Source organism: Salidesulfovibrio brasiliensis JCM 12178, from assembly GCF_001311825.1.
In the GTDB taxonomy this organism is placed as follows: Bacteria; Desulfobacterota; Desulfovibrionia; order Desulfovibrionales; family Desulfovibrionaceae; genus Pseudodesulfovibrio; species Pseudodesulfovibrio brasiliensis.
The window spans coordinates 1-7,006 of the sequence record NZ_BBCB01000117.1; the positions used below are offsets into that span (position 1 = coordinate 1).

The window sequence follows — 7,006 nt, forward strand, 5'->3', positions numbered from 1 at the left end:
GTGCAGGGCAGCGCCCTGCCCGCCGGAGGCACCTCCCGCCGAAAAAACCGAAAAAAGGCCCGTTCCTCATTGAGGCCGGGCCTTTTCATCGAAGCTTACAGTCCTACTCGCGTTCCATATCCTCCAGTAGGATGTCCAGCGCGTGGACGGAGATGCGTATCTCGAGGAAAGAGATGAACAGCGAGGTCATGAGGAAGGCGAGGCTCAAGCCGAAGGAGACCTGCCCGGCCATGTACCAGTCCTCGAAGAGGCAGACCATCGAGAGGATGCAGGTCAGCATGGAGAGCACGCCGAGCCCCTGCATTCTGCGGATCATGTGCACGCGGCGGCGGAGGTTTTCGATCTGCTTGCGTACGGACTCGCCGCCGTCGCTCTTGTATTGGTCGTGCAGGGCGCGGATGCGGCCGCCGAGCGACAGGAAGCGGTTTGTGAAGGCGAGCATGAACAGCGATATGGCCGGAAACAAGAGTGCCGGCGTGGTCATGGATATCTTCATAACGCTCCCATGGGGGTTGGGCCGCGCCTAGAGCGCGGCCATGGCGGTTTCAACATTCGCGTCTTCATGCACTATCTTGCTCAGGGCCGCAACTATGCGGGCCGGGTCGGCGTGCTGGAAGATGTTGCGACCAACCGAGAGGCCAGAGCCGCCCGCCTGAATGGAATCGTAGACCATCTGGACGAGGTCCTTGTCGCTGTCCAGCCTCGGCCCGCCCGCGATGACGACGGGAACCCCGCAGGCACCGGCCACCACCTCGGAGAAGGATTCCGGATCGCCCGTGTAGTTGACCTTCACGATGTCCGCGCCCAGCTCCACGCCCACTCGCGCGCATTGCTTGACAACGTCCGGGGCGTACTCATCCTCGACCTTGGGGCCGCGTGCGTACATCATGGCCAGCACCGGCATGCCCCACTCTGCGGCTTCGGAACAGACATAGCCGAGGTCGGCGAGCATCTGCGGCTCGGTCTCGTCGCCGAGGTTGATGTGCAGCGAGACGGCGTCCGCGCCCAGTTTGAGCGCGTCTTCAACCGTGGCCACCAGCGTCTTGGCGTTGGGATACGGCGAGAGCGAGGTGCTGGCCGAGAGGTGAATAATAAGGCCGATGTCGCTGCCGTAGTTGCGGTGCGAGCAGCGGGGGATGCCCTTGTGCATGAGCATGGCGTTGGCCCCGCCGTCCGCCACGCGGTTGACGGTGTCACGCAGGTCCACCAGCCCGTAGATGGGGCCGACGGTCACGCCGTGGTCGATGGGAACAACGATGGTCCGACCGTTGTTCCGGTTCATGATACGCTCCATCCGCACAGCTTTGCCGAGTTGCATGTCGATCTCCTTGATTTTTCACCGCAGTCCGTCCGCAAGCCCCAAAAAAAGCGAGGCCGCAGACTTTCGCCTGCGGCCTCTAGGTGTTCCCTGAATTAAATTATCTAGCGCACACCGGTACCGCAGGCGTTGGTAAAAAAGAAAAAGAAGAAAAAGAAACGTGCGGTGATGGTGTGCATGGTTTTGAAAATACTGCCAGCTTGGGGCCGTGTCAATAATTGTTTTTCCGTAAAACGAAATCGGGCCGGGCGACATTGCCGCCCGGCCCGGATTGTGCCGTTATCTGCCGCAGCACTTCTTGTACTTGCGGCCGGAGCCGCAGGGGCACGGCTCGTTGCGGCCCACTTTCGGCTCCTTGCGCCGCACGGGTTTCTTCTCCTCGTCTCCGGCACCGGAGTATTCGAGGTCGTCGCCCGTATCGTGCTGGAATTCCTCTTCCTTCACCTCGGCCTGAATCCGCAGATGGGAGAAGGCCCGCATGGTGTTTTCCTTGATGGTGTAGAGCATCTCCTGGAACAGGTTGAAGCCTTCGCGCTTGTATTCCTGCTTGGGGTCCTTCTGTCCGTACCCGCGCAGGCCGATGCCGTCGCGCAGGTGGTCCATGTTCAGGAGGTGCTCTTTCCAGTTGCGGTCGAGCGCGTCAAGCAGGAAGTAGCGCAGAATCTCTTCATAGTGGTCCGGAGCCGAGGACTTGAGCTGGCTGAGGACTTCCTTAACCCACTCGTCGGCCTGCTCCATGCTCGGAAGCTCGTCCTTGCCGAACTCCTCGAAGCGGGAGAAGTTGAAGACCTCGTCCACCCGCTTGAGCACGGCTTCCTTGTCCTCGTCGTCCAGCTCCTTGGCATCCAGCGCGGGCTGGAGGATCTCCTCAAGCAGGTCGTCGGCGTATTCAAAGGCGATGCTCTCCGTGGACTCCGCGCTCATGAGGTCGCGGCGCAGGCTGTAGACCACCTCGCGCTGCTGGTTCATGACGTTATCGAAGTCGAGGAGCTGCTTGCGTATCTCGAAGTTGTGGCTTTCCACGCGGCGCTGGGATTTTTCAATGGCGTTGGAGACCATCTTGTTCTCGATGGCTTCGCCTTCCTTCATGCCCAGCTTGCCCATGATGCCCTGCAGCCGGTCGGAACCGAACAGACGCATGAGGTCGTCGTCGAGCGCGAGGTAGAACCGCGAGGAACCGGGGTCGCCCTGACGGCCGGAGCGGCCTCGGAGCTGGTTGTCGATGCGCCGCGACTCGTGCCGCTCGGTGCCGAGGATGTGCAGGCCGCCGAGCTCCTTGACGCCTTCACCCAGCTTGATGTCGGTACCGCGGCCCGCCATGTTGGTGGCGATGGTCACCTTGCCGACGTTACCGGCTTCGGCCACGATCTCCGCTTCCATCTCGTGCTGCTTTGCGTTGAGCACGTTGTGGGGGATTTTGCGTTTCTTGAGCATGTGGGCGAGCAGCTCGGACTTTTCGATGGACACGGTGCCGACAAGCGTGGGCTGGCCGCGCCGGTGGCAGTCCGCGATGTCGTCCGCGATGGCGTTGAACTTCTCTTCCTGCGTCTTGAAGATGGCGTCCGGGTGGTCGATGCGGACCATGGGCATGTGGGTCGGGATGACGATGACCTCAAGGTTGTAGATCTGCCCGAATTCCACGGATTCCGTGTCCGCGGTACCGGTCATGCCCGCCAGCTTTTCGTACATGCGGAAATAGTTCTGGAAGGTGATGGACGCAAGCGTCTGGTTTTCGGACTCGACCTTCACGTTCTCCTTGGCCTCGATGGCTGATGCAGCCCGTCCGAGAGGCGGCGACCCGGCATGAGGCGGCCGGTGAACTCGTCGACCAGCATGACCTGCCCGTCCTTGACGATGTAGTCCACGTCGTTCTGGAAGATGTGGTGCGCCTTGAGCGCCTGCAGAACGTGGTGCTGGAGGCTGATGTTCTGGGTATCGAAGAGGTTGTCCACGCCAAGGAGCTTCTCGACCTTTTCCACGCCCGCGTCGGTGAGGGTGACGCTCTTGGCCTTTTCGTCGATCTCGAAGTCGCCGTCCGGCGGAGTCTCGTCGTCGGCCTCGCGGGGGGTGGACCTGCTCAGGTTCGGGATGATGCCGTCGATCTTGCGGTACAGGCCGACGTTCATCTCCACCTGACCGGAAATGATGAGCGGGGTTCTGGCTTCGTCGATGAGGATGGAGTCGACTTCGTCGACGATGGCGTAGTTGAGTTCGCGCTGGACGAGCTGTTCCTTGTAGAACTTCATGTTGTCGCGCAGGTAGTCGAAGCCGAACTCGTTGTTGGTTCCGTAGGTGATGTCGGCGGCGTATGCGGCCTTGCGCTCCTCGTCGTCGAGGCCGTGGACGATGACGCCGTAGCTCAGGCCGAGGAAGTTGTAGATGGCGCCCATCCATTCGGCGTCACGCTTGGCGAGGTAGTCGTTGACCGTGATGACGTGCACGCCTTTGCCGGACAGCGCGTTCAGGACCACCGGCAGGGTGGCCACGAGCGTCTTCCCTTCACCGGTCTTCATTTCGGCAATCTTGCCTGATGCAGGACAATGCCGCCGATGAGCTGCACGTCGTAGTGGCGCATCTCCATGGTGCGCTTGCCCGCCTCGCGAACCAGCGCGAAGCACTCGGGCAACACGTCGTCAAGGCTCGCGCCCTGATTCTGGACGCGGTCCTTGAGTTCCTCGATCTTTTGCGGCAGCTGTTCGTCCGCGAGCTTTTCGTATTCCGGCTCAAACGCGTTTATCTGTTTGATGAGGGGCTTGAGCTTTTTCAGGTAGCGGTCGTTCTTGGTGCCGAGAATAAACTTGAGCATGTATGTATCTCCAGCCGCCGGTATGCGCGGCGGCAATGCATTGCAAAGAAAAACGTCGAGCCGGTGTGGGCTCGGTCATGAAAAACGAAGAGGCCGGTGCGGCCTGTTATGCAGCGATGCGGTGCGGGGGAGCCCGCCCGAGACGATGGGAAGCGGCCGTGCGGACAGTACCGACGGGCTCGTATTGCGGAGCAACGGCGGACGCCGAGAGCGCGCCGTGGCGCATGGCCCGGGCAGCGAGGGCAAAGGATGATCCGCCGAGATATGCGGCGCGACCATGTCCGGCGAACCGGCGATGTGTCGCGAGAGCCGGACCAGCAGCTGCTGTCCGCTCCTGCCGCGAACGCTCTTGCGAATGGACTCTTCAAGCGTGGCGGGCGAGGCCAGCGCTTCGGCCGGTACCGCCGGGCAGGCCACGGAAACGGCGATCTCGATGAAACCCACGGCAACAGCCAGGGCCACGAGGGAGACGGTTCTGCGGCAAGTTCTCTTCTGCACGGCTTGGTCCAACGCTAAAGGGTCATGAAAACGGGCCAATTTTTCGTAAATATGCCCGTGGCCGTGAAAGTCAACGACAAGACGCCTGATTTCCTGCGGCACACGCTCGATAACACATTCGTTCACGCCAGTAAAAGACTTCCGGCAGCGGCATCCCGCAAGGTCCGTGCGCGGTCTTGACAAGCGACGCGTGCATATTATTTTACCGTGCGAAATCGAATCGCACACGCCAAGGAGGACGCTATGAGTTCATCACAGTCGAATCCATGGACACGGTTCCGACACAGGCCGGATACGGCAGCCTCACCCCGGACCATGCGGCAGCGCCCGCACCACGCGTCCGGGGGGCCGTAGCCGCCACACAACGTCATTCATGATAGCTCAACGGAAGCAGGATTGTTATTCCACAAACCTTTCGGAGGAGATACGTGAAATACAGATGCATCAACTGCGACTGGACCGGACAGTGGGACTCCCTGATTCATGAAACCATGTGCCCCGTGTGCAGGAGCACTGCCCTGCCCCTGCAACAGCCCGACCCCTTCGAGGCCGAACGCGGTGACATGCCGCCGCATCTCGCGGCCCGCTCATCGGGCGATTCGCCCTACGACAGATCGGCATAACGCCCTTCGGCCCCTGCGCTCCGGCTCGGGGGCCTTTTCATTCCACCCCGGCTTCATTCTTTTCCCATCGCATAAGCGACACATACCAGACAGCGCAGTAGACAAACCAGAACACGCTGCTCAAAGAGCTGAGCGCAATGCCGAGCGCTTCCGGGAGGAAAAAGACGTACAAGAGAGCCTGCCGTGCTGCCTCAAGCGGAACAAGCGGCAGCAGAAAGGCGAGAAAGCGACCCCGCGTCATCCTCCATGCGTGCAGCACGCCGACCTCGTCGCCCGCCAGAGGAGCGGCAATGGCTGGCCCGAGCCGTAGGACCGGATAGAGAACCAGCAGATCGAGGGCCTCATAAACGGCCATGGAAACCCACAGCTCCATAGTGAACTGCGCCAGATAACGGGACAGATAGGCCACGAGATAGACCACGGGATAGTAGGCAAGACAGAACCGCACCAGCGAGACCGCATAGGCGCGCAGCGGCCGCTCCGGAAAGAGCACCACACTCCCCCGCGCAAGCCCGATGCAGCAGCCGATGAGAATCGCGATCCAGAGAAAGGACTTGGCCGCAAGAAACGCCGTCAGCGGCCACGAAAAATCCCCGTCAACGCCCTGCATCGCAAGAGAGTGCTCGACCACGACCGAAGTCAGCAGCGCCAGCATCGCATCCACCAGAAGCAGAACGAGAAGCGCGCGGCCGTGTTGCCGCAGGAGTCCAATGAAACGGTCGATGACACTCGACAGGCCGGAAAGATTGCTCATGTGTTACTGCGTGGGTTTTGGTTGTCAGCGATAACCCCGAAAAACCGCTGCGCACCCGTCAGGAACGGATGCGCAGCAAAACAGGACCTCTCGGCTTATATCTTTTCCTATGAAGCCTCAAGCTAGAATGAACCGGAAGCACCGGTGACAACCTCAGGCTCCCTGTACGCGCGTTCGATCGCCAGATACCAGCCGCCAAGCACGCCGCAAGAGAGACTTGCCGTCAATCCGCTAGCCCCGGCGAACGCCAGCAGGACTGCAGCCGAGTCCATGCTGTTCAGCGCTAAATCCAGCCCCATAATCAGTGCCAGCAGAGGGACCAGCAGAAGCATCGCCTTGAAAACCAGTCCGCGTGTCAGCTTCCAGCTTGGCCTCAACCCGAAGGAATCATCAACCAGCAACGACAGCGTATACATGGTAAAGCGAAAATAGACCGCCATGTACACCAGCAGCCCCAGCACCAGCGCAAACCCAGCGTACACATCGAGATCGGATTCCACAAAGACCGCAAAAAGCATCAGCATGGAAGCGGCGACAACCGCACCGGCAAGAGCAGAGAGGGCGTTGCTGACGCATTCCCGCAGGAGAACTCGGCTATAGCGGAAGACCGGCGAGGCAGGGAAAAGGGAAGCCTTGCCACGATAGCCGGTGACAAAATACCGAATAGCCAGCCAGCTCATCACAAGAAAGCCCAGTGTCACCGCCCCCAGCCGCATCCACTCCTGGAGGGAGGGCAAGGCCGCAAGCGCTTCTTCAGAAGCAGGTTCCTCAATGCCCGCGAGACTCAGCAACCCGAAAAAAAACGCAAACGCGAGAAACGCTTTGAAGTTTTTTCCAATCAACGTGAACGACAACCTCAACACCGACCAGATGGAAACCCTTAGTCTCACAGCTACACTCCGATTACGTCCAGCCAGTGTCCGGCAGCGGTGTCCTCCGGCAGGACGGACGGCAGCCGTGCAGCACAGGCCGAGCAGCCTGTAAGCACGAGCTCCGCCTCGGGCGCG

The 7,006-nt window shown here is 60.7% G+C and carries 7 protein-coding genes and 2 pseudogenes; 1 reads left to right on the forward strand and 8 read right to left on the reverse strand.

Annotated elements, in window-relative coordinates; genetic code table 11:
- Positions 1 to 103: 103 nt before the first annotated feature.
- The 6 genes and pseudogenes from JCM12178_RS16315 to JCM12178_RS16330 form a co-directional block, all read right to left on the reverse strand.
- The gene (locus JCM12178_RS16315) at positions 104 to 484 is read right to left on the reverse strand and encodes a DUF2721 domain-containing protein (RefSeq protein WP_245628833.1); all 381 of its coding nucleotides are present in this window, start codon (positions 482 to 484) and stop codon (positions 104 to 106) included.
- A gap of 39 nt (positions 485 to 523) precedes the next feature.
- Complete coding sequence (locus tag JCM12178_RS16320; protein WP_054652953.1) at positions 524 to 1,318, reverse strand: 2-amino-3,7-dideoxy-D-threo-hept-6-ulosonate synthase; 795 nt, start codon at positions 1,316 to 1,318, stop codon at positions 524 to 526.
- Between the two features lie 279 nt (positions 1,319 to 1,597).
- A complete protein-coding gene (locus tag JCM12178_RS21140) occupies positions 1,598 to 3,007 on the reverse strand; it encodes a preprotein translocase subunit SecA (protein ID WP_369404551.1) in 1,410 nt (469 codons plus the stop codon).
- A gap of 3 nt (positions 3,008 to 3,010) precedes the next feature.
- Positions 3,011 to 3,244 (reverse strand): annotated as a pseudogene (locus JCM12178_RS20520) (hypothetical protein); the annotation flags it as partial.
- Positions 3,148 to 4,124: pseudogene (locus JCM12178_RS20400) on the reverse strand (preprotein translocase subunit SecA); the annotation flags it as partial. The pseudogenes JCM12178_RS20520 and JCM12178_RS20400, both read right to left, overlap by 97 nt.
- 75 nt (positions 4,125 to 4,199) lie before the next feature.
- Complete coding sequence (locus JCM12178_RS16330) at positions 4,200 to 4,622, reverse strand: hypothetical protein (protein WP_157054973.1); 423 nt, start codon at positions 4,620 to 4,622, stop codon at positions 4,200 to 4,202.
- Between the two features lie 428 nt (positions 4,623 to 5,050).
- On the opposite strand from JCM12178_RS16330, the gene JCM12178_RS16335 reads away from it, so the two are divergent.
- Positions 5,051 to 5,245 carry a hypothetical protein gene (locus JCM12178_RS16335; RefSeq protein ID WP_054652957.1) on the forward strand — a complete coding sequence of 65 codons (195 nt, stop codon included), beginning with the start codon at positions 5,051 to 5,053 and terminating at the stop codon, positions 5,243 to 5,245.
- 37 nt (positions 5,246 to 5,282) lie between these two features.
- Here the strand turns inward: JCM12178_RS16335 and JCM12178_RS16340 are convergent, their stop codons facing one another.
- Entirely contained in the window at positions 5,283 to 5,999 is a 717-nt protein-coding gene (locus JCM12178_RS16340) for a hypothetical protein (RefSeq protein WP_054652960.1), read from the reverse strand.
- 122 nt (positions 6,000 to 6,121) lie between these two features.
- Positions 6,122 to 6,853 carry a hypothetical protein gene (locus JCM12178_RS16345; protein WP_157054974.1) on the reverse strand — a complete coding sequence of 244 codons (732 nt, stop codon included), beginning with the start codon at positions 6,851 to 6,853 and terminating at the stop codon, positions 6,122 to 6,124.
- Positions 6,854 to 7,006 lie beyond the last annotated feature (153 nt).